The sequence below is a fragment of the Tardiphaga alba genome (genome assembly GCF_018279705.1).
Lineage (GTDB): Bacteria > Pseudomonadota > Alphaproteobacteria > Rhizobiales > Xanthobacteraceae > Tardiphaga > Tardiphaga alba.
Genome location: NZ_CP036498.1, coordinates 2,634,101 through 2,654,755, shown reverse-complemented (window position 1 = coordinate 2,654,755; position 20,655 = coordinate 2,634,101). Strand labels below are relative to the sequence as shown.

Annotated in this window: 33 protein-coding genes; 5 read left to right on the top strand and 28 right to left on the bottom strand. The window is 59.8% G+C overall.

Annotated features, from left to right (window positions below):
* Positions 1 to 10: 10 nt before the first annotated feature.
* From RPMA_RS12515 to RPMA_RS12410, 22 genes are all read right to left on the bottom strand, one after another.
* Positions 11 to 469 carry a hypothetical protein gene (locus RPMA_RS12515; RefSeq protein ID WP_211913099.1) on the bottom strand — a complete coding sequence of 153 codons (459 nt, stop codon included), beginning with the start codon at positions 467 to 469 and terminating at the stop codon, positions 11 to 13.
* Positions 469 to 813, bottom strand: a complete 345-nt coding sequence (locus RPMA_RS12510; RefSeq protein ID WP_249225651.1) for a hypothetical protein — start codon at positions 811 to 813, stop codon at positions 469 to 471. Before RPMA_RS12510 ends, RPMA_RS12515 begins: the two co-directional genes overlap by 1 nt.
* Positions 810 to 1,439 carry a head-tail connector protein gene (locus tag RPMA_RS12505; RefSeq protein ID WP_211913098.1) on the bottom strand — a complete coding sequence of 210 codons (630 nt, stop codon included), beginning with the start codon at positions 1,437 to 1,439 and terminating at the stop codon, positions 810 to 812. Before RPMA_RS12505 ends, RPMA_RS12510 begins: the two co-directional genes overlap by 4 nt.
* Positions 1,440 to 1,442: 3 nt before the next feature.
* The gene (locus RPMA_RS12500; protein WP_211913097.1) at positions 1,443 to 1,826 is read right to left on the bottom strand and encodes a hypothetical protein; all 384 of its coding nucleotides are present in this window, start codon (positions 1,824 to 1,826) and stop codon (positions 1,443 to 1,445) included.
* 54 nt (positions 1,827 to 1,880) lie between these two features.
* A complete protein-coding gene (locus RPMA_RS12495) occupies positions 1,881 to 2,147 on the bottom strand; it encodes a hypothetical protein (RefSeq protein WP_211913096.1) in 267 nt (88 codons plus the stop codon).
* 69 nt (positions 2,148 to 2,216) lie between these two features.
* A complete protein-coding gene (locus RPMA_RS12490) occupies positions 2,217 to 3,563 on the bottom strand; it encodes a phage major capsid protein (RefSeq protein ID WP_211913095.1) in 1,347 nt (448 codons plus the stop codon).
* Positions 3,560 to 4,249, bottom strand: a complete 690-nt coding sequence (locus RPMA_RS12485) for an HK97 family phage prohead protease (protein WP_249225650.1) — start codon at positions 4,247 to 4,249, stop codon at positions 3,560 to 3,562. Before RPMA_RS12485 ends, RPMA_RS12490 begins: the two co-directional genes overlap by 4 nt.
* A 35-nt stretch (positions 4,250 to 4,284) precedes the next feature.
* Positions 4,285 to 5,511, bottom strand: a complete 1,227-nt coding sequence (locus tag RPMA_RS12480; protein WP_211913094.1) for a phage portal protein — start codon at positions 5,509 to 5,511, stop codon at positions 4,285 to 4,287.
* Positions 5,511 to 7,310, bottom strand: coding sequence for a terminase large subunit (locus tag RPMA_RS12475; protein ID WP_249225649.1), 1,800 nt, complete (start codon positions 7,308 to 7,310; stop codon positions 5,511 to 5,513). The genes RPMA_RS12480 and RPMA_RS12475 overlap by 1 nt, the downstream gene beginning before the upstream one ends.
* Before the next feature lie 25 nt (positions 7,311 to 7,335).
* Complete coding sequence (locus tag RPMA_RS12470) at positions 7,336 to 7,782, bottom strand: P27 family phage terminase small subunit (protein WP_211913092.1); 447 nt, start codon at positions 7,780 to 7,782, stop codon at positions 7,336 to 7,338.
* Between the two features lie 124 nt (positions 7,783 to 7,906).
* A complete protein-coding gene (locus tag RPMA_RS28550) occupies positions 7,907 to 8,296 on the bottom strand; it encodes an HNH endonuclease signature motif containing protein (protein ID WP_408056526.1) in 390 nt (129 codons plus the stop codon).
* A gap of 145 nt (positions 8,297 to 8,441) precedes the next feature.
* Positions 8,442 to 8,729, bottom strand: coding sequence for a hypothetical protein (locus RPMA_RS12460; RefSeq protein ID WP_211913090.1), 288 nt, complete (start codon positions 8,727 to 8,729; stop codon positions 8,442 to 8,444).
* A gap of 63 nt (positions 8,730 to 8,792) precedes the next feature.
* The gene (locus RPMA_RS12455; protein ID WP_211913089.1) at positions 8,793 to 8,972 is read right to left on the bottom strand and encodes a hypothetical protein; all 180 of its coding nucleotides are present in this window, start codon (positions 8,970 to 8,972) and stop codon (positions 8,793 to 8,795) included.
* A gap of 226 nt (positions 8,973 to 9,198) precedes the next feature.
* Positions 9,199 to 9,651 (bottom strand): hypothetical protein, encoded by a 453-nt coding sequence (locus RPMA_RS12450; protein ID WP_211913088.1) that lies wholly within the window; start codon positions 9,649 to 9,651, stop codon positions 9,199 to 9,201.
* Positions 9,652 to 9,660: 9 nt separating this feature from the next.
* Entirely contained in the window at positions 9,661 to 10,191 is a 531-nt protein-coding gene (nusG, locus tag RPMA_RS12445; protein ID WP_211913087.1) for a transcription termination/antitermination protein NusG, read from the bottom strand.
* A 369-nt stretch (positions 10,192 to 10,560) separates the two neighbouring features.
* Positions 10,561 to 11,466 (bottom strand): hypothetical protein, encoded by a 906-nt coding sequence (locus RPMA_RS12440; RefSeq protein WP_211913086.1) that lies wholly within the window; start codon positions 11,464 to 11,466, stop codon positions 10,561 to 10,563.
* Positions 11,463 to 12,299, bottom strand: coding sequence for a hypothetical protein (locus RPMA_RS12435; protein ID WP_211913085.1), 837 nt, complete (start codon positions 12,297 to 12,299; stop codon positions 11,463 to 11,465). The genes RPMA_RS12440 and RPMA_RS12435 overlap by 4 nt, the downstream gene beginning before the upstream one ends.
* Entirely contained in the window at positions 12,299 to 12,595 is a 297-nt protein-coding gene (locus RPMA_RS12430) for a DUF2312 domain-containing protein (protein WP_211913084.1), read from the bottom strand. Before RPMA_RS12430 ends, RPMA_RS12435 begins: the two co-directional genes overlap by 1 nt.
* Positions 12,592 to 12,894, bottom strand: a complete 303-nt coding sequence (locus RPMA_RS12425) for a hypothetical protein (RefSeq protein WP_211913083.1) — start codon at positions 12,892 to 12,894, stop codon at positions 12,592 to 12,594. Before RPMA_RS12425 ends, RPMA_RS12430 begins: the two co-directional genes overlap by 4 nt.
* Before the next feature lie 57 nt (positions 12,895 to 12,951).
* Positions 12,952 to 13,368, bottom strand: a complete 417-nt coding sequence (locus RPMA_RS12420) for a hypothetical protein (protein ID WP_211913082.1) — start codon at positions 13,366 to 13,368, stop codon at positions 12,952 to 12,954.
* Positions 13,365 to 13,742 carry a hypothetical protein gene (locus RPMA_RS12415; protein WP_249225648.1) on the bottom strand — a complete coding sequence of 126 codons (378 nt, stop codon included), beginning with the start codon at positions 13,740 to 13,742 and terminating at the stop codon, positions 13,365 to 13,367. The genes RPMA_RS12420 and RPMA_RS12415 overlap by 4 nt, the downstream gene beginning before the upstream one ends.
* A 101-nt stretch (positions 13,743 to 13,843) precedes the next feature.
* Positions 13,844 to 14,659 (bottom strand): DNA-methyltransferase, encoded by an 816-nt coding sequence (locus tag RPMA_RS12410; RefSeq protein ID WP_211913080.1) that lies wholly within the window; start codon positions 14,657 to 14,659, stop codon positions 13,844 to 13,846.
* 62 nt (positions 14,660 to 14,721) lie between these two features.
* On the opposite strand from RPMA_RS12410, the gene RPMA_RS12405 reads away from it, so the two are divergent.
* Positions 14,722 to 14,955: a hypothetical protein gene (locus RPMA_RS12405; RefSeq protein ID WP_211913079.1), complete on the top strand. Its 234-nt coding sequence runs from the start codon at positions 14,722 to 14,724 to the stop codon at positions 14,953 to 14,955.
* A gap of 110 nt (positions 14,956 to 15,065) precedes the next feature.
* Complete coding sequence (locus tag RPMA_RS12400) at positions 15,066 to 15,305, top strand: hypothetical protein (protein ID WP_211913078.1); 240 nt, start codon at positions 15,066 to 15,068, stop codon at positions 15,303 to 15,305.
* Between the two features lie 32 nt (positions 15,306 to 15,337).
* Here RPMA_RS12400 and RPMA_RS12395 read toward each other — a convergent pair whose 3' ends face one another.
* The 6 genes from RPMA_RS12395 to RPMA_RS12370 form a co-directional block, all read right to left on the bottom strand.
* Positions 15,338 to 15,688 (bottom strand): hypothetical protein, encoded by a 351-nt coding sequence (locus tag RPMA_RS12395; protein ID WP_211913077.1) that lies wholly within the window; start codon positions 15,686 to 15,688, stop codon positions 15,338 to 15,340.
* Between the two features lie 50 nt (positions 15,689 to 15,738).
* Complete coding sequence (locus tag RPMA_RS12390) at positions 15,739 to 16,278, bottom strand: hypothetical protein (protein WP_211913076.1); 540 nt, start codon at positions 16,276 to 16,278, stop codon at positions 15,739 to 15,741.
* Positions 16,275 to 16,853 (bottom strand): GcrA family cell cycle regulator, encoded by a 579-nt coding sequence (locus RPMA_RS12385; protein ID WP_211913075.1) that lies wholly within the window; start codon positions 16,851 to 16,853, stop codon positions 16,275 to 16,277. The genes RPMA_RS12390 and RPMA_RS12385 overlap by 4 nt, the downstream gene beginning before the upstream one ends.
* Positions 16,850 to 17,398 carry a hypothetical protein gene (locus tag RPMA_RS12380; protein WP_211913074.1) on the bottom strand — a complete coding sequence of 183 codons (549 nt, stop codon included), beginning with the start codon at positions 17,396 to 17,398 and terminating at the stop codon, positions 16,850 to 16,852. Before RPMA_RS12380 ends, RPMA_RS12385 begins: the two co-directional genes overlap by 4 nt.
* A 63-nt stretch (positions 17,399 to 17,461) precedes the next feature.
* Positions 17,462 to 17,767 (bottom strand): hypothetical protein, encoded by a 306-nt coding sequence (locus RPMA_RS12375; RefSeq protein ID WP_211913073.1) that lies wholly within the window; start codon positions 17,765 to 17,767, stop codon positions 17,462 to 17,464.
* A gap of 192 nt (positions 17,768 to 17,959) precedes the next feature.
* A complete protein-coding gene (locus RPMA_RS12370) occupies positions 17,960 to 18,211 on the bottom strand; it encodes a hypothetical protein (protein WP_211913072.1) in 252 nt (83 codons plus the stop codon).
* A gap of 93 nt (positions 18,212 to 18,304) precedes the next feature.
* Between RPMA_RS12370 and RPMA_RS12365 the strand changes: the two genes are divergently transcribed.
* The 3 genes from RPMA_RS12365 (at position 18,305) to RPMA_RS12355 (ending at position 20,345) form a co-directional block, all read left to right on the top strand.
* The gene (locus RPMA_RS12365) at positions 18,305 to 18,985 is read left to right on the top strand and encodes a S24 family peptidase (protein ID WP_211913071.1); all 681 of its coding nucleotides are present in this window, start codon (positions 18,305 to 18,307) and stop codon (positions 18,983 to 18,985) included.
* Positions 18,986 to 19,014: 29 nt separating this feature from the next.
* On the top strand, positions 19,015 to 19,449 hold the full coding sequence (locus tag RPMA_RS12360) for a hypothetical protein (RefSeq protein ID WP_211913070.1): 435 nt from the start codon (positions 19,015 to 19,017) through the stop codon (positions 19,447 to 19,449).
* A gap of 113 nt (positions 19,450 to 19,562) precedes the next feature.
* Positions 19,563 to 20,345: a hypothetical protein gene (locus RPMA_RS12355; protein WP_211913069.1), complete on the top strand. Its 783-nt coding sequence runs from the start codon at positions 19,563 to 19,565 to the stop codon at positions 20,343 to 20,345.
* The last annotated feature ends 310 nt before the right edge of the window (positions 20,346 to 20,655 follow it).

Below are 20,655 nucleotides of genomic sequence, written 5' to 3'. Positions count from 1 at the left end.
GTAGCGGCGGTTAGCCGATCTGGTCGAAATGAAGTTCAATCTCAGCGACGGCGCACTGATAGTTCGACACTTCGGAAACGAAGCCGGGAGGCGCGACCTTTGAGCCAGGGCCGACCGGTATCACGTCGGCTGAGAAGCATGAGACTGCCGAATTGCGAAAGCTGCGCAGGCTGGCTGCAATGGTCTCAGCATGCGCCAGGACGATCGCCTCGCCCTCGCCTGCCGGCGAAAACACGAACGCCTCGACCAAGGCGCGATTGCGATAGAGGTTGCGGCCACGACCGCCACCAAACCCAGCCGGGCCGGCGCCGGATCCCTCGTTGTTGAAGACGAGATAGGCAAACGGCGCCGGATCGTCTGGCAGGATAGGCGCATCGTCACCACGCCAATACATTGGCATCGTGACCGTAGCATCGCCTTCCAGGCGAGCACGCAGCGCGGCCAACGCGCCAGCAGCGTTCGTGCTCATTATCCGCCAGCCTGAATTTCGAGTGCGATCAGCGTCCCGGCGATGCGCCTGGTGCTGTCATCCACTGCCTTGATGGCCAGCTCTTTGCCGCGGACCACGGCTTTGTCGTTCGTGGTGATTGGCAGGATACCCGCCAAATCATCCACCAACGCGATGATCTTCCGGTCGCCCTGCACAATGGAGCCGACCAATTCCTTGGGCTCGTATCCCATCACCCGTGCGCGGGTGGCTGTGTCGGTCTTTGGCCGCGGGGATCCAGTGCCGGTGTAGCGGCGAATGAGGATGTCCTCGCCGACCTCCTGAATGAAGCGGCGGTGCATATCGAGGGCGGCAGCGGGCGTCACGCGAGCACCCGATACTGGAACAGCAACGCGCTGACCGTGGCGTCAATCGCGGCGCCAGCATTGCCGCCGACGACATATTTCTTTGACCCAATGCCATCGACCTGCTCTTCGCTGAGAAACAGGTTTTGCGCCGACATTGACCGCATATGGCTGACCAGTAGCGCAATGGCCGATCGGATCGGCTCAGGCACGTCTGTAGCCAGGGGCCCGTAACCGGCAATGAACGTGATCTCGACAGCGCCAAACCGATGCTGCGTGTTCGGCCATGACGTGTTGGAGATCGTTGCCAGGGCCGGCCGCTGCCCCTGAAGGACTTCGTATGAAGCCGGATCAATCGTCTGCAACACACCCGAGCTGTCGTAATACCTCACGCTGCTGATTGAAATCAGCGGCGGCAGCGGGATCATGATCGGTTCACACGGGAACCCCGGAAGCAGCAGCTTCCAAGTCTGCGTGTTGAGCGCTCGCTGCAGCAACCCATCCGGACCGTCGAGCTTTTGACGAGCCGCCTTGATGAACGAGTCCATCGTGGCGTCCGAAATCTCAGAGCCGATTCCGAGGCGTGTTTTCGCCTCGGTCGCGCTCAGAGGCTCGACGGTCGGAGGGGTTACCAGAACGAGCCGCATAGATCAGGCGACCACGACGTGGAAGGCGCCGACCTTGGTGTTACCGCCCTGCGCGATAGAGATCTTTACACGATCACTCGCCAGGCCGACACGGGTCTGCACCCCGGTGCCACCCGAAGCATAAAGCGATGCAGCGCCCGCTCGGTCGTGGGTCGGCATGCGTGGCGCCACGACGACGGAAGCGTTGACATCCAATTGCGTCCAGAGGTTCACGCCCGTGGCCTCGCCGGTGATCGTGAAGTCGACACCATTGGCGTAGGCGTTAGCACCAGCGCTGGCGGTGTCCTTCACGTATTCGATCTGGTGAATCTCGCCGGCGATGCGGGGGGTATAGCCGACGGCGTTGCCGCTTGCGTCGGTCGTGAGCGTAACTTTGTAACGTCGCATGGTGGCTCTCCTTGAATGGCGCGATTGCGCCTAAGTGGAATTGAGCGAGGCCGATTAGGCCTTGCCGCCCTTCTTCCGGTGATCGGCCTTGTTCGCCGGAGCGTCCTCAGCCTTGTTTTGCGGAGCAGGTTCGGATTTGGCGATTGGAGCGATCTCGGCGGCCGGCTCAGGCTGGCTACCATCGACCTTCCGGAATTTGTCCGGGTGCTTGGTCAGCAACTCTTCGCCGTAAGTGTCGCTGACATGGAATTCTTCGCCGGGCCGCAAGGAGTCCGCCTTGACGGAACTGACCGAGACCTGGTCAAGCGCTGCGAGTTTCATGTTCGGTATCTCCATGTTGCAGGCGAAAGAGCGCCCGGCCGAAACCGGGCGCTCGCTTCGATGCTGGCGTTACGCGCCGAGAGCTGCGGTGTAAGTGCCCTTCACGAAGGCCTCGGGGCGATAGACGGCGAGAGCGAGACGCTCTTCAGCGCGGATCGTCACGAGGTTCTTGATGAAGTTGTCCTGATCTTCGGTGCTGATCTCGACGTTGGCTTCTTCACGGTCGAAGAGCTGTGCGCCGAGACGGAAGGCACCAACCAGGAACCGGTCGAGCGACATCGCCTGCGTTTCGACAACCGGGAGACGCCACAGGCGAGGCTCGGTGCCGTTCTGCGGATTGGTGAAGAGATACTGGCCCTGATCGGTCTTGGTCAGCTCGATGTCCGTCCAGTCAGACGGGTGCATCACGATGCCGGTGACCGGGTATTCGGCGAGAGCCGCCTGCAGGATGGCGAGGCGGATCACGTCGATCTTGGTCAGGTTGCCGGCTGCGCTCGGTGCGATCGGGGCCGCATAGGCGGACGCCTGCGTGTAGATACCGTTCAAATCGGTACCAGTGCCGCCGCCGTTGAGAAGCTGGTTCTCCTCAACGTACATCAGGCCGTAACGCAGGCGGCCGTCGATGTAGGACTGCAGCTGCGGTGCGTCGTCGAGGATCTGCTTCGTCGCCTTCACATAGTGCGCGATGGTCGTCACCGAGGTGTTTACCACATCGAACTTGATGTCCGACTGCGGCTTCGCAGTACCGGCAGTTTCCGTAACGGTCGCTGCGTTGTTGGTGAAGCCCGTTTCCTTCACGAACTGGATTGCGTTGCCGGCGGTGCGGCCTGGGGTGATCAGGTCACGCACGGTCATGCGACGGGTCGGCGGGGCGACGATGCCATCTACGCGCTGCGGAATGAGCAGGTCGCCAGCCGAGCCGTCGGCATCGGTCGTAAGGGCCGAGATAATGGCTTTGACCGAGACGGTTGCGCGACCACGCTTCGTTGCGTTCGCCATCAGAGCTTTCACTTCGTCGCTGTCGGTGACCGTCTGACCGAGCGACTTGCGGCGCTCCGGCTCGGTCTGACCCTTCACCAGCTTCTGTTCGATCTCGGTCATACGAGCCGAGAGCTCGTTGTGCTTGATCAGCGCGTCATCCGCGGACTTCTTGGTCTCCTCGGTGAGCTTGCCGAGATTCTTCATCTCGGTTTCCGCGGTTTCGGCGGTCTTCTTGATGTGGTCTGCCGTATCCTTCAGGAGGACCGACATTTCGCCCATCTGCTTTTCGAGCACGGCGACGCCGGCTGCGGCATCGGCGATATGGAAGCCGAGGGTATTGGCGTGAGCGATCGACGAGGCGTCGAACGCTAGGACAGCCACAACGGCGATTGCGACGATGGCAGCAAACGCCGCCCACGGGGTGATGCGCTTCATTGGTGAGTTCCTTCAGCGGGTCTGGGGATGATGGACCGCAGCGACGACATGGCATCTGCCATCGATTTCACTGCAGCTTCGCTCGCCTCTGCGCCCTCAGACTCGCTCCGAATGGCCTTCGCATAGCCGACAGAGGCGATCTGTACGGCCATGGCTTTGGGGATGCCGGCATCACGCAGGACATCCTCGAATTCTTTGATGGATGGCGGTTCGCCGTCACGCAGACGGCGCGCAAAATCGTCGAACTTCTCGTTCTTGACAGAGTCAACACGCGCGCGACGGTTGGCCGGGAATGACACAATCGAGGCTTCGAGCAGATCAAGCTTGACCAGCTTGCGTGGGCCACCCGCATCCGCCGGCTCAACGTCCACCTCGCGATAGCCGATCGACATCCCTTGAATAGCGCCGGCCTTCAGCATGATGATCGCTTCATCCGCCCGACGGACGCCCTGCAAGAGCTTCCCTTTCCCGAAGAGGCCCTTCCCGTCATCGACAAGCTCATTCCAGACACCAATCGGTTCGTCCGGGTTGTGCTGCCAGAGCATCAACGGATAGGTGCCCTCGCGCTGGTGCTTGGCGAGGCTGTCGGCGAATGCGCCAGGCATCACGACTTCGTTGTAGCTGTCACGATTGCCGAAGACGGAGGCATAGCCCTCGATCGATCCCGCGTCGTCAGCCGCCTTCACCTTGAAGGAGAAATCCTTCGTTTTATGCATAAAGCTCATGGCGTTGGTCCCGGGGTTGTTTGGGTTGTCGGCGCGAGCGATCGGCTGGCGCCTGCCGATGTGAGTGGGATCAAAGTCGAGTTGATCAGCAGCTGATCGCCGCCCGGCATTGGGCTGCGATTGTCTTTCTTGCGGCCTTCGTTCGGCGTCATCTGCGCGTTCTGGATCATCTTCGAAATGAACTCGCCCCGCGCCTCGCTGTCGGCCTGAAGCAGTGCGTTGCGATCGAACTCTGCATAATACTTGATGCGCTCTTCCGGCCGCAGAAGCCGCTTATTCACTGACTTTTCAATGTTGGTCAGGAAGGAGTTGAGCCCCAGCGTAAGCCAGGAGAGCATGATGTTTTCGACGCCACTCCCCCAGGCCGTCATCCCATCCTGCGCGTGACCAAGCAAAATAGGTGGCACACCGAGAAACCGCGCCAGCTCTTCGATATTGAAGCGTCGAGAGAGGAGCATCTCCGCATCCTTCGGAGACATATTGACCTGCTTGAAGTCGAACCCGTTCTCCAAGATGCCGTAATGTGCCTCAGCGTTATTGCCGACTATCGGGTCGATGAACGTCTTCTTGAAGTCTGCCCGCTGAACCGGATCCAGCCGCGGCCCGGTGAAGAAACCAGACGCCCGCATCCCCTGGGCAAACGTCTTGCCGGTCGCCTCTTCCGTCGCCAAGGACAAGCCTAGAGACTGCCGCGCATAGGCCAGCGGCGAGAGACCGACATCACCCCCGAGATGAAAGCCTCGCGTGTGAAAGACCTTAACGGCCGGCAGCGTCTCCGCCTTGCCGCGATCGTTGAACCGATAAACTAGGGCGCCATTTTCGCGGTCGACGCAGGTATCGCGCGGCATCGGCTCAAGCGAAACCAGGCGATCAGAGATAAACTTTTTTTCGGCGAATGCATTACCGCTGATCGTCAATGCCGCCGCCTGCGCGCCCCAGAACTCTTGGGTCGTCTGCTCCAGGTTCGGATCTTGGCCGGTGATGATCGCCACCGGGTGGTCACGGACCTGGACGCGATCGTCATTGCCGAGCCGCTCATAGAACTTCAGCGGCAGAGCTCCGGTTACGTCAGCGTATAGCCGGACACCGCGAAACCAAGCGGACAGGTTGAGCGCGCCGTCGTTGGTGACGGCTTTTCCCGACCAGGTACTTCCTCCGTAGAGCGACCACCCCTGATGGTCCGTGAGACTGAGGCTCCGACGAACCCACGATAGCAGTCCCATCAGCTCATCACCGCGCTGGCAAGCCATCCGCTCATGTCAGGCCCAGCCTTTTCGTTCATGGTTGCGGCGCCGACGGCCATTGCCGTCGTCACGATGCCGTCGATGCGTCCGCGTGATTTCGCTTTGTCGAAGCACCGATTGTCTTGCCCGTCACTGTCGATGATCGCGTTAGCGGCGCACATATAGGTCACCGGCGAGTCGTCGATCGTGATCTCACGATCAAGCACGTGATCTTCTAGCTTTTCGATCGAGGTCGGCATGGTCAGCTGCTTGTCCTCGAAGACACGCCGCTTGCCTTGATTGTGTGGAACCAGCTTCAGGCCGTACCCCTCGGGTTTATCCGGCCCCTCAAACTTCCAGACTGCCAAGCCGATCGTTTCGCAAGCAGCTATGAAATCGGCCATGCCCGCGACGTCGTAGGCCAGAAACTGCACATCGTGCTCGGCCACGAGCCTTGCGACTTCGGCCGCGGCAAAAGTCTTGTCGATTGTGGCGCCGGGCACCGCGGTGAAATCAACGGCGGGGTCTGCCGCCCATTCGACGTACTTGGCAACATCGCGGCGCGCGCGGTCAGCGAGTCCGCTTTGTGTCGTCCAGTACCAGGTCTTGACGAACAGATGCTCGGGCTCGCCAGCTTCCTCGTTCGCTTCGCGCTTCCAGCAAGCGGAGAGCGCGGTCAAGTCGTTCTTTTTCGACAGATCGAGCGACAGCCAGCACTTCTCGCCCTTATGCTCAGCTGGATCGACCTTCGCTTGGACAGCAGCCCAAGGCTCCTCGTCCATCCAAAATCCGACCACACCGAGCGGAATGCCGAAATACAGGCGCTTGACCGACATCGCAGTAGACAGTCGCTCTCGCGCCGTATTCACCTCACCACGGATATTCTCGACCGGGAAAGTAATACCCAGCGCTGGTAAGGCTTTCTGCCAGCAGGCCTCGTTATCGAACACCTTGTCTTGGTCGGCCTTATCGACACGAGCAATGAACGAGAAGTGCTCGTCGTCAATGAATTCGCCGCGCGCTATGCGCTGATAGAATGTCGAGTATTCCGTGCCGACCAATTGCGTGGACGCCGGCGTGTTGGTCCCCAGCAGCATGAAGCCATCGCCCGGCATCTTCGCGATAGCGCGCTGCCACATCTCGAGCGAGGTGTTCGTCTTGAACTCGTGGATTTCGTCGGCGGCCACGCAGATGGGTCGCGGACCCGAGACGGCCTCACCGTTGGCGAGCGCCTTAAACTTCGACTTCGATTCCGGGTGTTCGATTTGCCAGGCGTTATCGCCCTCACCACGGATTATGACCTCGCCGCGCGACTCCAGCGTATCTGTCTCACCATCCTCGGCGCCCGGAATGTTCGTCTGGCACATCGCCGCGGCGTCTTTGAACAAGACGTTTGCGGTCGCCTTCGATTGGCCGATCGAATAAATCTCGGCGCGCGGCACGCCGTACCATCCCAAGAGATACAGACCGATCGCCGCGAACATCGGGCTTTTGGCCTGCCCCTTGCCAGTTTCCGCCCAACCACTGCGGAAGCGCAGTCGACCTGTACTCGTCACCCACCCGAACATCGAGCCAATGAAGAACATGTGCCACGGCAGCGGTTCGAACGGATGACCAGCCTTGGCGCCGGCCGTGATCGGCAGAACTGCCGGAAGAAACGCGAGCGGCCCAGTAGGATTGAGAGCCTTCAGTTCTGGCCGCCAGAAAATACCTCTGCTCTCACCGTCGACAATGTCTCGCAGGTGGCGCTCGCCAGCATGCCGCGCCAATTCGCCAACGACCAGCCGGCCATCAACCATGTCCCGCGCATAAGCGGTGATCGGATCATTTGGATACTGGACGGAGGAACGCGTCCGCCGCACGCGAGGTTTTCTTGCCATGCTGCACTTTGGTCGCCTTGCCCCGGCGCACCGGCGAGAGACCGAGCTCGGCCTCGGCCACTCGGATATTCTCGTCGGCCTGGCGCATTACAGACCAATGCGGATTCCACTGACCGACCTTGGCCTTCTTACTCGTCGGCGCGAGGATCGCCCCCTTTTCGGCAACGTGGCGTGATGACCGCTCGTATTGCACCCTGAACTCGACGAGGCGTTTCGCGTAGTGGCCGTTGGCCACCGACAGGGTGCCCGCCTCCCGCATATCGCGGATGATGATGCCCCACTGCTCTTGCGCGATTGCGAGATCGTCGTCGTCACCAAAGATGGTCCGCCAGTCCGGTTCGGGAGGGACGCCATCACCGCCAGAAATTGGCGTAATTGCTAGATTATTCACCTATCTCATCCCTCAAAACCCGATCATCCCCCCCTCCTGGGATTGTTCGGAGTGCGAAGGAAGGTACCCATGCGGTGTCCACCCTTAAGCCTCAGACTTTTTGGTACCCCCGGGGTGAGTTGGATCAGCGTCGGTTCCATGGGTGCGACGGGTCGAGCGGCCGACCGTTCACGTCGTTGCCGAACGATGGAAGATGTCCGAACTGCTCGGCAGTCCTGATCCGGTGGTGGTCTGCGCATAGGCAGCGGATGTTACTGTCCTCATCCGCGCCACCTTGCGCAAGCGGGATGATGTGGTCAGGCACAGTGCTGGGGGTGTCTTTGCCCTCAGCCTTGCAGTCCCTGCATAGCGGCTCATTGGCCAGCCGCCGCAGCCGGAGCGCAACGCCCTTGCGGCCTCGGATACGGTTAGGCGAGTGCTCGCGGAATCGCTGCTTACGCTCGATCGGCTTACCCAACCGGCATCTCACATGGCGCCGTGTCGACCTCGGCCTCTGGCAAGCGAGACGCACCATACGCTCGATCCACGAACAACATCGACCGCCGCTTCAATATCCTCGTCTTCCCACCATCCACGACCTTTGGCGTGAACGCTGCATAGATGACGTTGCCTGGCTCTTTGCCCTGCATCTCTACGTCACCTATGCGGTAGGACATGACTCAATGTGGCCCGTAGAGGTAAAGCTTCGGCGTGGTCGGCACCCGAATATCGACGCCACTGCAATTGACTTCGAACCATCCGTCCTCAGCCATCGTTCCCTCGGCCAACAGCACCGTGATCAGAGCATATGAGAAGCCGATGCGATGCAGCCTATGGGCAGCACAGGCCAACGGGTTGCCCTGCTCGTCCCCAGCCTCAACCGCACGGATAAGACGCCGCACCTGATAGAACCGCAGGACCGGACGCTTCGCAGGTTCGTCCGCAGGAACTGGAAATGCGTCGAACAACGTATTCACTCCCGTCGCTATCCGCGTCCGGACACCAAGCAATGAGGTCTTGGCTGCGACGGGTTACGATGCCTTGGGGTACAGCTTATTGCCAATGGCCTTGAGCCGCTCGACATCCATATGATTCAGCCGCTGGTCATCCAGATTGACGACCAGAATGCCAGCGTTCCGGAAGCCTGACGCCTTCATGGCATCGAGGTCCATCGGACGCCCGGGCTGCGGAGCGTTGGTGCGGAGATGCATGATTGACTTTGGACACGGTTCAAGAAGCTAACCCTACGCATCGAAATGCAGGGCTTCGGTCCGGCACCGCCGGCGTGGTTGACCTGAGTAGCACTGACAGCGGCCTATGGCTCGCGGCACTAACAGATAACAACCAAATCAGCTAAACATCTAGGCTCAGCTGAACTAAACGACGCATGACTGATTTGCGGTTAGGAAGCAATACGTCGGCCAAGAAATCCACACTTCAATGCCATATCTTCAATACATGGACTGCGCCAGCAACGAGCGCCGCTACAGACAAGAACCCGAAACACAGCGAGAGAAAGCGAGTGAACTTGATGGAGAAAGCTCGACTGGGAGCCTTCGGCCAATGCTTCACGTCCGCTAAGACATTAGGATCCGCCCATTCGTCGTACTGTTGGGCTGCGATACCGAAATTACACCAAGTGGTGAACCCTGAAGCCAAAGCTAAAATGATGCCTGCCACAAACCACGAAACAGCTGATAAATAGGGCGGCGCTCCTGCTGTTGTAGACCTAAACACGAGCCCGGCAATCGCTGAACCGTGAATAAGAAACAGCGAAGAAATCAGCCATTTTCCATGGTCCACTTGAGCGTTGAACGCCGCGGCTCTGGCGTCAAGCATCTTCTTAAAAACAGCGTCCGAAATACGATCGTAGTTATTATGATCTGCCATCCGCTACACTCAAGCTGAAACAACCATATCGGCCGGAAGACTATGCCGGATCATGCCCAACAGTATCTCGATCCTACCCTTGCCGTCCACTTTGTCCACCGTCGCCAGCATCCCAGCATAGGCACCGCCGTCGGGCTCGATCCGCACTTTATCACCGCTCTTGAAGGCCGACGTCTGAAGCCATTCATGCTGCTGCTGAACCTGCCGTGCAAAGACCTTACGGATTGCCTCGTCAGGCAGCAGCACCGGTTTATCGTTGATGTACAAGAAGTCACGCACGCCGCGCGTCGCGAGAACATCGTAGAACTCGCCATCGTTCGAAGCGCGGATGAAGCCGTAACCAGGAAACATCGGGCGCGCGACAATGCGCGTGACCTTCTGTCCTTTCTTCCCAATACGTCCGGTCTTGACCCGCTTTCGTATTACAGGCGTGAACAGCTCTCGGCCTGCCTCGTGCAGGCGCCAGACTGCGAGTATTTCCTGCTGCGGCTCGGTTAGCACCACGTACCACCGGGTTGCGCTGTTGGTCTCGCCTTCCATTTCCTGCTTCCTATCTTCGAGAATTCTGCAAAATACGCGTTGGACCAACGGATAAATTTACCATTGAGGATGCACCGTGCATCTCATGCAAGATGATCTCAGCCTACTGAAAGCCCGATACTGCCGATCTGTTTTGAAAACGATCGCGATCAGCAGCCCGGATGAAGCTCGCCGTCTGATCCGTTCGCTCGCAAGTGAGACCGGAACTCCCGGCGTAGGCCGCGAGCTTGATGGAGCTGAGCAAGCCGCGTTCGAAGCGTTCCGCATCCTTGCGTCTAGGTTTGACGGCCGCAGTGTATCGAGCGTGAGGGTTGAATGGGTCAACGCTCAAAGAGCGGTCAGCGCGTGGCTTAGCCTGGGGGTCTGACATCATGCCGCATCCTCTGCTGATGGGGGAATCCGTTCGCCGAAGTCGTTGAAGCCTGGAGGGAATGGCGTGGGCTTCTTGATGCCGCGCACCATCCGTCCTTCGTGCATCACGTCGCAGATGAACATCGGTCGGCCGGTGGTCTCGCGCGTATGCTGCTGCCAACAGGTTTCCTCAAGCGTGCCCTCGATCACAACGACCCAGCCCGACATGTCGACAACGACCTGTAGCCCTTGGGGCGCTGCTTTCGAATGAGCCTCTCGGACCGCGGCGTCGCAGTAGACCAGCGATTTCATGTCCTGCTTCCGGCGCAGGATCGGCGTCACCGTGTTGGAAATGGTCGCCAAAGCGATGCCGGCGAGCAGCCAGGTTTTGATGATCGACATGTCCGGGAACACGGCCCGGCCAGAGCACTCCGCAGTGAATGCTGCTCTCAGCATCCCTTCCTGCTTCAAACCCATTTCATCAAGCTCGCGCGCCTCTGCTGTGCTTTGCTCTGATTTTGGATTTGGTTGTGCTTCTGCTTCTGTGTGTAACTGGTTACTGTCGTTACCATCCGTAACGACCGTAACGCCGTTACGCTTGTTACGCCTGTAACGCTTCATTCGTTCGCTGGCGGTCGGGTCCGTCTTGTCGCTCTTGTACTGGCGCTTGGTCCAGTTGTGCGGCACGAAAACCCCATCGACATTGTCGAATAGCTCGGCCTGCACCAGCTTGGTGATCCATTCGGCCACCTTGGCCTTATTCATGCGCAAGCGGATGGCGATATCCTCGGTCGGCGGCAGCGCACCACCATTCGCGCCAGCCACGCACATCAGCGTGTACCAGGCACGATGCATCGCATCCGAGAGCTTCAGCAGCTTCGGATGGTCGATAGACCCACATTCTGCGCGCCACCAAAGGCTCATGCTGCCGTCGTCCCTGCAATATTCTTCTCGGTCGCAACGCTCGCGACCTCGGCAAAGCGCTCCTGAAATGACGTCAAAGATGCCTCTGCCGCCTTCAGGTTCGATAGGATTCCTGGGATGGTTTGGCCCCAGCCGGAGATCTCATGCAGCCCGGTGGCCTTCAGCAATCGATAGGCGGCACCGAGCGCGGCGTCATCGAACGTCCAGTCCGATGGGTGAGCCCCCGTCACGGCCTCAAGCTTCGCCGCCATCTCGTCGATGCGCTTCCGGCGGCTGTCGATATCTCGGGCGCGGTTCTGCACCTCACGCGAGATGCGAGCCTCGTTCTCGGCCATCAGCTTGGCGTTGCTTTGCTGCACCAGCTTGTGGACCATCTCCATATCGACGGCGTTGGCATTGCGGAGCACGGCCATCATGAAGCCCGCCGTCAACGGCTCGGGCTCAAGCAGCTTTGCCTGCACCTTCGAGCGAATAGCGCCATCCTTGTAGGTCAGCAGGCCCCAAGTCGCAGGCAACTCGTCCGGCTTCACCATGCCGTCGGGGCATGCCAGAAACCATCTGGTGCAGTATTTCATCAAGCTCTGAGCCTTGGCGGGCTCTTTGAGCTCGCGCTGCCAGTCCGAACGCGAGACCTTAATCTCGATGCCCACGATTTCGTGTCCCGTGGACGGCCAGATGCCGACCGCAACAGCGTCGATCCAGCGCGACGCCTTGGCGCCTGTATCGTTGGATACCTCGAAGAACACGCGATGCGACGGCGGCGCGTAATAGCTCATCAGCGCCACACGGATGTCGCTGGAGGTGATCTTCTTGGTTGGTGCAAGCGCGTCCATCAGCCGAGCATCCCCAATGCCTGCAGATAGGTTTCCAGTATCGTTTCCTGCTCAGCACGCTGGTTGGCGTCCTGTTTCCGCATGCGTACGATGGTGCGGATCGCCTTCACATCGTATCCGGCGCCTTTCAGTTCGCCGTAGATGTCCTTGCGCGCGTCGGTCAGGTCTTTGATTTCGCCCTCGACATGCTCAATGCGCTCGACAAACGCCTTCAGCTGCTCCTTGGCGAAGCTGTGGGTGGCCTGGTCGTCGGTGATGGGGAGCGCCGCCCCGGTGTTCGATTGATCTGGCGTCATGCGGCGAGCCTCTGCTGTATCGCGTTGCGGATGATCTCGCGCGAGGCAGCGGGCATCTCGTAGCCCTCGCCCCAGCGAGATGTGATGGTGACGCCGAGATGGCCGAGTTTGGTGTTCAGCTGGCGGATATGGCGGCGTGCGAGTGGTGCGACGCTGTCTCCGCGAGCACCAGATCGAGCAGCTTCAATCACCTGATCGAATGTCATCACGCCTGCGGGCGCCGAGACGAAGGCGAGCAGCACACGCCTTTGCGCGCCATGAACCTGCCAGTCGTTCGGCAGCCATACGTTATCCGACATGACGATAGCTCAGCATTGGGTGGTCGGCATTTGTTTCACGTGGCGCTATACTCTGAATCACGCCACCCTCTTTTGCTTCTCGTCGGCAGGCTGAGCACCATCCGCGCGGGCCTTCTTCTGCCAGAAGCTCCACGCATCGCATGCCACGGAACGCCAGAACGCATGCCAGCTCAGGTGACACTTTCGACATAGCCAAACCACCATTAGTGGGAGTTCATGATCAGGGTGATGCATCTCGGCCTTGCTATCGCCGCAGACGCGGCAAGGCTCAGGCTTGAGATGGTCACGCTTTCGGTATTCGCCTGCATGGGAGCGGCTGATATCGCGCCGCTTGGCCTCGTCGCTCAGCGGATGGGTCTTCCGCCACTCGCGCATATACGCCGCATGGCACTTCGTGCAGTAGCGCTGGTGACCGCGATCGTTCTCGCGATTACACTTGCAGCAGATGGGAATAGCGCGCGGACCATCGGTCATTCGCAACCCCTCCCGACCTTGCCGTTGTCGCGATCGTCCACGAATTCCTTCCACGGCCGCCAGCCATGCGGGCAGTGAAAGCCCCATGTGCGGATAGACGGGCCGGTGATGAAAAGCGACCAGCAAGGACCGCTCGTCAGCTCGACACGGTGCGCGTAGCTGGCACCGCGAAGCTTTACTGCGCCGGCCGAATAGACGGCCTTGTGATTGACGCCGCCAGCCGAGATCGTGTGCTCGGTGTACTGGCCATCGAGCAGCACCGACGCATTCCACCACGGATGGTCGTGCAGCGCCCGGTCATCATCCGAGCGCAGGAAGTGGTGCAGATAGATGTTGAACCACTTGTTGCGCGGGATCACCCACCAGCGGCGCATGTACGGCTGTTCCGCACCGCCGATGAGAAAGTCCGGCTGGCGACCATTTGAGACGCGCTGAAGCCGACCGAAAAGCCATTTCTTTGCAAATGCTGGAATTCTCATTCTGCTGCTGCCTCTGATTGGAGAGATGCGAAGAGAGAATCCTGACGCACAGCAGCCGCGCGCGGCGCAATGAACATGTCAGGTCGCGAGGCCGCGTCTGTGATGCGCTCGCAGGCGATTTCGAAGTACCGGGCATCCTTTTCGATGCCGATGAAGCGCCGGCCGAGCCGCACGGCAGCCACGCCGGTCGAGCCCGAGCCCATGAAAGGGTCGAGGATCAGGTCACCGGGCTGGGTGAACAGGTCCACGAGCTCGAGCATGAGCGACAGCGGCTTTTCGGTCGGATGCTCGCCATGCCGATCGCTGGCATTGGTCAGGTGCGTGAAGACGTTGCGCCGACCGCCGCCGTTCCACGACGAGTAGCCAGGCCCGCACCAGGCGGTGACAAAGCACTCGGCGCCCATGGCCGGGCCCTGCCCGTTGAACTGCGGGGCACTGTCCGGCTTCACCCAGATGCAGGCGCGCTTGTATTTGGCCTGAGCCGATTCGATCTGGTCACGCCACGGCGCCACGCCCTCAGGCGTGCAGAACATGATGAACCAGCCCTGGCACATCTCGACCAGCGGCTGGGTGACCACCTCGCGTACGCCGTCGATCGACGCAAAATTCACCGGCGGCGGGTTGGCGTGGCCATCAGTGCGGATGCGCCGCTGCGCGCCAAAGACTTTTTTTTCCCGCTTTGCAGCATGCATGTGCGCTTCATACGGGGGATCCGACATGACGCAGGAGACCGGGCCAAGCGCCGGCAGATGCTCCAGGCAATCGCCATGGATTAGCTGCACCTCGCCATTGAGGAAGGTCTCGACGCTCATGCCGCCCTCGCTTGCTGGAACCGGGTGCCGGCCATAGCATTCTCGTAGCCGAGGAGAGCCGAATGCATCGAGCGCGAAAGACAGTCGAAGAACTTGAGGCCATAGGCCTGCAGCGCATTCAAGGACGCCCGGGCTGCCGGGGCCTCCGCAGCATAACGCTGACGCTGGATGAGGATGGCGAATGGTCGTTTGGTGCCTACGATCCCGGCTCGGTGGACCCAGAGTTGGCGCGTTGGGCGACGATCACCGTCAGCCACCAGATGCACGACGAGTTCGACCTGATAACGGACACATGATCCGGGACGCCGCTGGCGATGCACACACAAAGAACACATACCAGGCGTACGGTGGGACAGACCTGAGATCTCCCAGGTCGCGCTCGGACGAGCACCTTGGAACCCCTTGCATGATCTATATTACGCCGACTCGAACGAAGCCGATCGAGGACGATGCGCAGTGCAGGTCCTTTGAGATTATGGACGGGAACAAGCGGGTTGGGTGTACTCTGACGACACACTTCGAGACCCGCGATCAGGCCAGCCGTTACTTCCATAGCAACCGCCCCCTTTTGGAACAGTTGGCTAGAAAGAAGATGGCGACGTTCGGCCTCGACAATGGCAAGATCAGGCTTGTGCATCTGCCCTGACCTCCCGAGGTTTTTAGTTTTGTTCTCGCCCATCAGACGGACATCTCCGCTGTGTTGCGGGCAGCTTCAGCGAGCATGGCGCGAAGTTCGGTCTTGGTCCGCTCGCCGATGCCGGGCAGCTGGTTGCGATAGGCCGGAGACGTCTTGCTTGCCGCCGGCAAACCAGCAGCGAGGCGCGTCTCATCGACGGTCTTATGCTTCTGGCGCTGCTTCCGCTTCTTGATGGTGCCGTTGGCGCGTAGACGAGCGCGTATCTCTTCTTGCTCGGCAGCAGTGTGCCGGGCGATCTTGATGCCATGCGACGACGCGGCGCCGACGATACTCTCCACGGTGAGATTCAACCGATCGCAGATCTGCGAAACAGCCATTCCGGTCGCGGCCATAGCGCGAAGCTCGTCAAGCGCTTCGGTATTCCAACGGGATTTCCTGGGCATCAGGCGCGAGCCTCCGACATCTTACGACGATCGAGCGCGGAATACCCCGGTGGCGGATCACCGAACGTCGCGGCCGTCAGCGACTTCGCAGCTAGCGCGCGGCGCCGAGCGTCTTCGATCAGGTGCTGCGGCGCGGACGTGTGTCGCTCGCATCTAACGATCGTCGCCCTGTCATCCGAAATCAGTTCCGATAGCCGAAGCTTCTGCGGCGGACGTTTCGCCTTTCGCTTCACACGCACTTGGAGCGGCGTCTGCTCCAGCACCGCGCGCTTCCGGTCGGGCTGGCGTGCATCCTGGTACGCGCGAGCATAGGCCCGGCGCACATCACGGCGAGCCGAGACTCGCCAATAGCCGACGGTGGTCCGGTCCCTGCCGAGCAGGCGGCCGATCGCCGAGTTCGACATGCCGATGGCCGCCAACTCAGTGATAGCCATCACGCGCGCCGCCAACGGCTTCGCTGTCTTGTCCTTGCTGAAGAACTGCTCTTCAGACACGCCGGTCTCGGCCAGCACCCTTGCGATGATCTCTTTGCCAGTCATGCCGCTTCGTGACTCCCGACATAGTTGGAAACCTTGCGACCGCGACGGCTGGCATCGGCAGCCCGGAGGCGCGGTTCGGGCTTTGTGGTGAAACGACCATGATGGTGATCGCACCAAGCGCGGCCAGCACGTGTCGTGGCGCCGCAATACAGGGCGTCAGCCGTATCGCCCTCGATGGCGCGACACTGGTTCGGACGGTCGCCCGACATCTCGAAAAGATCATGCAGCGACAGACCGAGCATGCCGGCAAATGCGGGTGCCGCTTCGACCGGCTCAGCCTTGAACTTCGGCTCGCGCAGCGGGCGGGCGTCCTGCCGCTTCTTCTTGGCCTCGAGGATTTTCTCGACCCGGCGCGATTTGCGGAGGCCTTGCTCGCTTTTCGGCATGGGATTGCAAAGCCCTAGCCGGTTAGCGCGCCCGATGGCGGCGCTGCGGCTAAAGCTGGTCCCATGCTCCGTATTGATGACAGTGACGGCGTCGCGAAACGAGCGGTTCGACATCACCAGCTTCTTCAGCTGCTCGTCTTGCTCCGGCGTCCACTTCGCAGCGGCTCTAAACTCAGTCTCAACCCTCATCGTCCCCTCCCCGCGTAGGCTCGCTTGGCCGGAGCCACGGAGCGACCCGATAGGCGAGCGCCTGCGCCCGCCGCATCAGCATCTCGGCTATCCAGGTTCGGGCGCTGAACGCCCAAGGCAGTCTCAGCCCGGTCGACGGCGGCCTTGATATTTCGGTTGGCATCGAGGGCACCTTTGATGCGACGGCGCGCGCCGGTCTCGGCCGGTGCGCTCGTTTCCAGTTTCAGGATTTCTTGTTCGTCCTCGTGGCGCCGGCGCTTGATTGAGGCGACGGTCATCACCTGCTTGGCCCACCACCACCATTTCGGCTCGGCATCGGCCATGATGGCCGCGAGGAAATCGAGACCATCTTCGGACTGAAGCAGCGTCCTGATCTCATCCGCGGTGTAGGCGCGAGAGTTGGAAACTCGGTACTTCGCTGCTCGCTCTTGCAAGCCAAGCATAGAAGCCAGATGTGCCCATGTTTTCTGCGGAAATTTCGATTTTGCGACCTGCGTGAGATCGATGCTCACCGCCGAAAATGTGCACGAAACTCGATCGGGCATGCACGATCCGCCACTCCCGAAATTTGCCGCAGCCGTCCCCGTGAGCGATGGTTTGCCCATGATTTACGCCCCAACCGATGATGTGGAATTCGAAATGGTCTCGCTCGCAGCAGCGACGCGGAACGTCATCGAGTTCTTGCTGATGTCGTCCGTAGAAAGACCGGCGACGCCCGAAGACGCCGCCGGCAAGTCTAGGGAGGAAACGCCCAAGGAGGGCTTGCCCGTAAGGGCTGGCGCGCCGCGTCCGTCTTTCGCGACGTCTGAATTAGTTGTGGCGGTCGCCGCCGGGGGAGCTGCGACCACCACACGCACGTCGGCCTTGGGGGGCACCGAAGTGCGATCTGAAATCTGGATGTCGGTCTGCGTCATCCCAACCTCCGCTTCAGGTACGGGCCGATGACGAGAGACGCAGCGATGGAAACCATCGTCCACATTGCGAGGAATTTGAGCGTGAAGACAAAGGCGCCGGTCATGCGGCACCCAATAGGCGCGCGACGATCAGGATGACCGAACCGCAGAATAGGAACTCACGAGCGAATGAGGCAAAGCCTATGGTGCGCTTCATGCGGCACCTGCTTGCTCAATCAACGCAGGAGCACGAGGAGGCAGAAAGTCTTCTGCCGATAGACGAATGTTGTTCTGTTCGGCGTAGTCCAGCAGAGCGCGGTGATGGGTTTGCGGTATGAGACCGCCCGTCCCGCCCTTGGCCTTCTCGTGCTGCCATCGGTACGGCGCTGTGAACGCGAGGCCGGTGATCTCCGAAACCTTCGCTTCACCGCCGAGACGCTTGATGATCGTGCTTGCTGGCTCCATGGGCTCAATATTTCCGATTTTCCGAAATTCGGCAACTGATAAATTTCGGATAATCGAAATTGCTGGTTTTCTGGCTTTCAGAAATGCTGCGCCATGGACATAATTTCTGAAATCCGCGAAGGGCTTAGGAAGCCTGGCAAGTCGAAGATCGGCCTAGCCGCCGCCCTCGGCCGCCAACCGTCGGTCGTCACGGCTATCCTAGGCGAAGGCAAGAACGGTAAGCCGCGGCAGGTGAAGGCCGACGAGGTCGAGAAGATCCGTGCATACTTTCGCGATGGCGAGCAGACCGGCACGGTCATCCGCCCCGAAGGCCCCGAACCGTCGGAGGTGTCGCCAGCTCCAAACGCGCCGCGCTTCTCGCAATTCGGAGACTTCGACGTCGAAGTCAAAGGCATCACGGTCGGCGGAAACGACGACGAATTCTACTTCAATGGAAAGGTGAGCGAGCATGTCCGGCGCCCACCGGGACTTCTGCACAAGAAGGGTGTGTTTGCCGTAGAGGTATCCAACGACAGCATGGTCCCGCGATATGAGGTCGGGGAGATCGTGTATGTTCAGGAGAAGGTCCCCGCCTCTGGCGACCATGTCGTGATCGAGCTGTATCACCCGGACGATGAGACGCAGGCCGGCAAGAGCTTTGTGAAGAAGTTTGAGCGCCGCACGGGGCGGCGCATCTATTGCACCCAGTACAATCCGCCGAAAGAGATCGAGTTCGACACCGGCGAAGTGAAGGCAGTCTATCGAGTGTTCCCAAATCGTGAGTTGTTCGGCTAAGAGGGGCGTGAGCGATGTTTCGAGTTGGCGTGTTAGCGATCTTCACACTGGCGTCGTTTGCAGCTTACGCAGGGGTCGGCGACCAAACGCCAGTCGTGTCGGAGACCATCCGGGGCGATTATCAGCGTCTGGCGGACTGCTTTTATGAGCGCGTCGAGAAGGCTGACACTCAGACTTTCAAGTATGTCCTGAACAAGAACGATCTCCCCAGCGCGAAGAAGTCACGCATCAGCCAAGGCGCAAGCTACTTCAAGAACTGGGAGGCGACGTTTTCGGCCGCCGGGCCTCAGTCGACCAACCTTGAGGTGTCGGTGACCACGAGTCTTTGGGGACCGAACCGTGGCTGGCTGGACGGTGTCATGCCGCATGTTAGATACTGCGCCTCAGCAGAGCCGCTATCGCGACCTGACAACTCTTCAGAAAGCGGCGCCGGTGCCGGTCGTGGCACACGTAGAAAACACTAAACGTTTGTTACGCCTAATTTCTTGTGCGGTATAGCCGCGCGCACAAGACCTTGCCTCAAGTTCTCGGCACCTCACACAGAGTGAACTATGGCGAATGGCCTGAGAGTGACGAGATGGCCGACCTCCTAGATCGAGCACCAAAGGCGCTGGCCGCGCTGACGACTTTTACGCTTGTGACCACCGTCGTCCACGATTGGGGATGGTTTTCGGTAATAGGTAGCGAATTTCAGTCGCTACAAACACCCTATGACTACCTTGCCCACGCCCTCGCGTGGCTGCCGCTCAATCTTTTGGGCTTGGTTGGCATGATAGTGTTGTCTCGCGCCCTCAATCGTCTCCTATCTGCTACGCACGACGAATGGAATAACGGCTTTGGCGACCACCAAAACAAGGCGGCCAGAAAACACCTAAAGCGAATATCGATCTACATTCTTCTTCTCTGCTCGATCTCATTTTTAGTTTGTTTGACGATCCCCTCAGATCGGCCCGACTTAATAATCGTCACGCTTTCGATCCTATGGCTAGCGTTGTTCTGTCGGCTCTATCTGTCGATTGAATCTTTGAGAAAGTTATCGCGCCTCGCGGTAATCACAATTATGGCGTTGCCGTTGCTGGGAGCGCTGCTTTTTACCTCTGGATTGTCTGACGCGCGCCAAATTCTCCACAGAACTAACGCCGTCTACCACCTCTTCCTCAAAGATGGCAGATCGCAAACGATAAATTTGCTGCGCAACCTGGATAAAGGCGCGCTGATACATGACCCGACAAGATCGCGTGTTATATTGATCAGATGGGACCAGATCGATCGCCTAGAGCGTTTTGTTAGCACGAAGCGCGAGGAAACCCTCGGTTGCCGGACTATTGGCTTGGGGTGCTCGACATCGCCCTCCCCTTGATATGTTTTGCTTGAAGCGCGCTGTCGGCGCCCGCAGCTTGGACCGTGATCCGGCGCCCTGTCGCGCCGTCACCGAAGCATTTGCTGCACTTGAGCCGTGCCCAGTATTCCCGGGAGGCCGCTTTCGGAGCCTTCATCCGGCTCCCGTGACCACAGTCACGACATTCGATCCACACAACCTGCACCGCTCGCCCCGCCACAATGTTCTTGTTATGTACTCATTAAGGACTCAGGTTTATGCAGGAGTCGAGTCGAATGATTCGCCTGAGCGCGGAAAATAATTTCTGATTTTCCGAATTTTATCGCTTGCC

Excerpts from the sequence above, each read along its gene's own strand:
- RPMA_RS28550 (WP_408056526.1), bottom strand. The coding sequence starts at position 8,296 with ATGGTGCGTCTCGCTTGCCAGAGGCCGAGGTCGACACGGCGCCATGTG.
- RPMA_RS12380 (WP_211913074.1), bottom strand. The coding sequence starts at position 17,398 with ATGCCCGATCGAGTTTCGTGCACATTTTCGGCGGTGAGCATCGATCTC.
- nusG (WP_211913087.1), bottom strand. The coding sequence starts at position 10,191 with ATGGAAGGCGAGACCAACAGCGCAACCCGGTGGTACGTGGTGCTAACC.
- RPMA_RS12420 (WP_211913082.1), bottom strand. The coding sequence starts at position 13,368 with ATGACCGATGGTCCGCGCGCTATTCCCATCTGCTGCAAGTGTAATCGC.
- RPMA_RS12400 (WP_211913078.1), top strand. The coding sequence starts at position 15,066 with ATGATCTATATTACGCCGACTCGAACGAAGCCGATCGAGGACGATGCG.
- RPMA_RS12500 (WP_211913097.1), bottom strand. The coding sequence starts at position 1,826 with ATGCGACGTTACAAAGTTACGCTCACGACCGACGCAAGCGGCAACGCC.
- RPMA_RS12505 (WP_211913098.1), bottom strand. The coding sequence starts at position 1,439 with ATGCGGCTCGTTCTGGTAACCCCTCCGACCGTCGAGCCTCTGAGCGCG.
- RPMA_RS12425 (WP_211913083.1), bottom strand. The coding sequence starts at position 12,894 with ATGTCGGATAACGTATGGCTGCCGAACGACTGGCAGGTTCATGGCGCG.
- RPMA_RS12390 (WP_211913076.1), bottom strand. The coding sequence starts at position 16,278 with ATGACTGGCAAAGAGATCATCGCAAGGGTGCTGGCCGAGACCGGCGTG.
- RPMA_RS12375 (WP_211913073.1), bottom strand. The coding sequence starts at position 17,767 with ATGACGCAGACCGACATCCAGATTTCAGATCGCACTTCGGTGCCCCCC.
- RPMA_RS12365 (WP_211913071.1), top strand. The coding sequence starts at position 18,305 with ATGGACATAATTTCTGAAATCCGCGAAGGGCTTAGGAAGCCTGGCAAG.
- RPMA_RS12355 (WP_211913069.1), top strand. The coding sequence starts at position 19,563 with ATGGCCGACCTCCTAGATCGAGCACCAAAGGCGCTGGCCGCGCTGACG.
- RPMA_RS12515 (WP_211913099.1), bottom strand. The coding sequence starts at position 469 with ATGAGCACGAACGCTGCTGGCGCGTTGGCCGCGCTGCGTGCTCGCCTG.
- RPMA_RS12415 (WP_249225648.1), bottom strand. The coding sequence starts at position 13,742 with ATGCGCCGCTGGTGGGTGATCCCGCGCAACAAGTGGTTCAACATCTAT.
- RPMA_RS12480 (WP_211913094.1), bottom strand. The coding sequence starts at position 5,511 with ATGGGACTGCTATCGTGGGTTCGTCGGAGCCTCAGTCTCACGGACCAT.
- RPMA_RS12430 (WP_211913084.1), bottom strand. The coding sequence starts at position 12,595 with ATGACGCCAGATCAATCGAACACCGGGGCGGCGCTCCCCATCACCGAC.
- RPMA_RS12440 (WP_211913086.1), bottom strand. The coding sequence starts at position 11,466 with ATGAGCCTTTGGTGGCGCGCAGAATGTGGGTCTATCGACCATCCGAAG.
- RPMA_RS12435 (WP_211913085.1), bottom strand. The coding sequence starts at position 12,299 with ATGGACGCGCTTGCACCAACCAAGAAGATCACCTCCAGCGACATCCGT.
- RPMA_RS12395 (WP_211913077.1), bottom strand. The coding sequence starts at position 15,688 with ATGGCCGCGACCGGAATGGCTGTTTCGCAGATCTGCGATCGGTTGAAT.
- RPMA_RS12475 (WP_249225649.1), bottom strand. The coding sequence starts at position 7,310 with ATGGTTGATGGCCGGCTGGTCGTTGGCGAATTGGCGCGGCATGCTGGC.
- RPMA_RS12490 (WP_211913095.1), bottom strand. The coding sequence starts at position 3,563 with ATGAAGCGCATCACCCCGTGGGCGGCGTTTGCTGCCATCGTCGCAATC.
- RPMA_RS12410 (WP_211913080.1), bottom strand. The coding sequence starts at position 14,659 with ATGAGCGTCGAGACCTTCCTCAATGGCGAGGTGCAGCTAATCCATGGC.
- RPMA_RS12450 (WP_211913088.1), bottom strand. The coding sequence starts at position 9,651 with ATGGCAGATCATAATAACTACGATCGTATTTCGGACGCTGTTTTTAAG.
- RPMA_RS12455 (WP_211913089.1), bottom strand. The coding sequence starts at position 8,972 with ATGCATCTCCGCACCAACGCTCCGCAGCCCGGGCGTCCGATGGACCTC.
- RPMA_RS12405 (WP_211913079.1), top strand. The coding sequence starts at position 14,722 with ATGCATCGAGCGCGAAAGACAGTCGAAGAACTTGAGGCCATAGGCCTG.
- RPMA_RS12385 (WP_211913075.1), bottom strand. The coding sequence starts at position 16,853 with ATGAGGGTTGAGACTGAGTTTAGAGCCGCTGCGAAGTGGACGCCGGAG.
- RPMA_RS12370 (WP_211913072.1), bottom strand. The coding sequence starts at position 18,211 with ATGGAGCCAGCAAGCACGATCATCAAGCGTCTCGGCGGTGAAGCGAAG.
- RPMA_RS12495 (WP_211913096.1), bottom strand. The coding sequence starts at position 2,147 with ATGAAACTCGCAGCGCTTGACCAGGTCTCGGTCAGTTCCGTCAAGGCG.